At 73.8% G+C, this 2,843-nt stretch carries 4 protein-coding genes; 2 read left to right on the top strand and 2 right to left on the bottom strand.

Going from position 1 to position 2,843, the window contains the following annotated elements:
• Nucleotides 1-329: DUF4873 domain-containing protein (locus ACR807_RS41590; protein ID WP_438927061.1), on the bottom strand; the 329-nt coding region annotated here is incomplete at its 3' end.
• Complete coding sequence (locus tag ACR807_RS41585) at nt 329-1,051, bottom strand: TetR/AcrR family transcriptional regulator (RefSeq protein WP_438927060.1); 723 nt, start codon at nt 1,049-1,051, stop codon at nt 329-331. The genes ACR807_RS41585 and ACR807_RS41590, both read right to left, overlap by 1 nt.
• A gap of 75 nt (nt 1,052-1,126) precedes the next feature.
• On the opposite strand from ACR807_RS41585, the gene ACR807_RS41580 reads away from it, so the two are divergent.
• Together ACR807_RS41580 and ACR807_RS41575 are read left to right on the top strand one after the other, a co-directional pair.
• Nucleotides 1,127-2,026 (top strand): AurF N-oxygenase family protein, encoded by a 900-nt coding sequence (locus ACR807_RS41580; protein ID WP_438927059.1) that lies wholly within the window; start codon nt 1,127-1,129, stop codon nt 2,024-2,026.
• The coding region (locus ACR807_RS41575) for an alpha/beta fold hydrolase (RefSeq protein ID WP_438927058.1) at nt 2,023-2,843 on the top strand (821 nt) is incomplete at its 3' end. The genes ACR807_RS41580 and ACR807_RS41575, both read left to right, overlap by 4 nt.

Here is a 2,843-nt window from a genome sequence, read left to right as displayed (position 1 = left end):
GGCGGCGTGGAGGTGCCCGCGACGCGGTAGCGCGACCACGGGTCGGGGTCGGTCAGCGACCCGGTCGCCGAGCCGGCGGGGGTGCGCAGCAGCGCGGTCCGCGCACCGGCCCGCACCAGCGCGGTGACCTCGTCGTTCGCCGCGACCCGGCCGTACCAGTGGTAGCGGCCGTCGATGGGCTGGAAGCAGCCGCGCAGCTCGACGCTGACCGGCACCTCCCGCTGGTCGAACACGAGCACGGCGTCGCCGCGGTACCCGTCCTCGCTGTGGTCGGCGTCCTCGCTGCGGCTGTGGTCCTCGTCGTGGTCGGGGGCCTCGTCGGGTGCCATCACGCCTCCTCGGCGTCGACGAGCCGCAGCCGGGGTTCGTCGGCGGACAGGTCGGTGACCAGCGGCGCGTCCGGGTCGAGTTCGACGCCGGCGGAGCGGAGCAGGCCGTCGAGGGCGTGCCAGATGATCTCGGTGAGGTAGCCGCTGAGGCTCGCGCGGGTCATGGACTGCCGGTCGAGCCACCAGTCGCCCGCGTTCTGCACCATGCCGACCAGGGCGTGCGCCCACGGCTCGGCGCCGCCGGAGTCCATGCCGAACGCCCGCAGGTAGTCGCCGAGCAGGCGGGCGAGGGCGTTGGCGATCATGGTCTTGTCCTCGGTGACCACGTCCTGCTCGACCGGGCGGTCGGTGAACGACTTGCGCACCACGAACCGGTACAGGTTGGGGTGCTCCTCGATCACGGACAGGTAGGCGTCCACGATGCGCTTGATGCGGGTGCGGACGGGGCCGTCGAGGCCGATGGCGGGCCCGAGCCGGTCCATCAGCATCTCGGTGCCGCGCTGGCCGACCGCGAGGTACAGGTCGGACTTGTCGGCGAAGTGCCGGTAGAGCACCGGCTTGCTCACGCCCGCCTCGGCGGCGATCTCGTCCATGCCCACGTCGGGGCCGTGCTGGGCGACCGCGCGGATCGTCGCCTCGACGAACTCGGCGCGGCGTGCCTCGCGGTGCCCCTTCCACCGCTCGCGACGCGCGTCCGTCCCGCCCTTGACAGTTCGAGCCATGTGACGCACGCTACCAGAAGTAACTGTTACCTGAAGTAGCAGTAATCCAGGGTGGCACCACCGGGGAGGGGCCCGATGACGAGGACCGTGAAGGTCGCGGACCGCGAGAAGACCGCCGAACGGCTGCTCAACTCGTCGGCGGACAGGTCCTACGACCCCGAGGTGGACATCGACTGGTCCGCGCCCCCGGTGGCCGGCCTGCGCTACACCCCGGAGCACCGCTGCTCGCTGTACGGCACCGGGCTGTGGGACCGGATGAGCCCCGAGCAGCGGATCGACCTGTCCCGGCACGAGATCGCGAGCATCGCGTCCGTCGGCCTGTGGTTCGAGATCCTGCTGATGCGGATGCTGCTCAAGGAGGTCTACCGCGCCGACCCGACGAGCCGCCACGCCCAGTACGCGCTGACCGAGGTCGCCGACGAGTGCCGGCACTCCACGATGTTCGCGCGCATGGTCGAGGCCATCGGCTGCCCGCCCTACGGGCCGCGCCGGTACACGTACCACCTGGGCAAGCTGCTGCCGGTGATCGGCTACGGCCCCGCCCTGTACGGCTCGATCCTGGTGGCCGAGGAGGTCCTGGACCGGCTCCAGCGCGAGACGATGGCCGACGAGACCGTGCAGCCGCTCGTGCGCATGGTCAACCGCATCCACGTGCTCGAAGAGGCCCGGCACGTGCGGTTCGCGCGCGAGGAGGTCGTGCGCGGCATGGCCGGGCTGAGCCGCGCCGAGCTGCCCTACCAGCGGTGGCTGGTCGCGACCACGTCCCTGTTCATCACCCGCTCCCTGATTCACCCGGACGTGTACGCCGCGGTCGGCCTGGACAAGGAGGCCGCGCACCGGGCGGCCCTGGGCAACCCGCACTGGCAGGGGACGCTGCGCTGGGCGGGCGAGCGGATCATGGCGTTCCTCGACGAGGTCGGCCTCGTCGGCGCACCGGGGACGCGGGCGTGGCGCCGGTCCTTCCTGCTCCCGTGAGCGGCCCGCGCTTCACCGCGTCCGACGGCACCGCGCTGCGCGTCGTGGACACCGGTCCGCCGGACGCCGGGGTGACGACCGTGCTGCTGCACGGCTGGACGCTCGACCACACGTCGTGGGACGAGGTGGCGGCGGCGCTGCCCGGTCGGGTCCTGCGCTACGACCACCGGGGGCACGGCGGTTCGGCGCCCGCGCCGGCCGGGTCGGCCACGATCGCCCGGCTCGCCGACGACCTGGCCGAGCTGCTGGAGGACCGGGTGCCGACCGGGCGGGTCGTGCTGGCCGGGCACTCCATGGGCGGCATGACGATCATGGCGTTGGCCGAGCAGCGCCCCGACCTGCTGGAACGGGTGGCGGGGGTGGCGTTCGTCGCCACCTCGTGCGGTGAGCTGGCGGGGTCCACGCTGGGGCTGCCGGGCGCGCTCGGCCGGGCGTTCCCGGCGGGCGAGAAGGTGCTGAACCGGCGCATCGCGGCGTCCCCGCGGCCGGAGCTGCTGCGGCGGCCCGGGGCCCTGCGGCCGGGGCTGCGGTGGCTGCTGTTCGGCGAGCGGCCGTCGCGGGGGCACGTCGCGCGCACCGCGATCATGGTCGGCCGCTGCCACCCGGTGAGCATGGTCGCGTTCCGCGACTCGTTGGACGAGCACGACCGGCGCAAGGCGCTGGTCGAGCTGGCGGACGTCCCGTGCGCGGTGCTGTCCGGCGGGGCGGACCGGCTGACCCCGCCGCGCCACGCCCGCGTGCTGGCCGACGAGCTGCCGCACGCCGAGCTGGTCACGTTCCCCGGGGCGGGGCACATGCTGCCCCTGGAGCGGGCCGC

It is taken from the genome of Saccharothrix sabaoui, from assembly GCF_051756985.1.
Lineage (GTDB): Bacteria > Actinomycetota > Actinomycetes > Mycobacteriales > Pseudonocardiaceae > Actinosynnema.
Note: the sequence above shows the minus strand (reverse complement) of the source record. Positions and strands in the feature narration are given on the sequence as shown.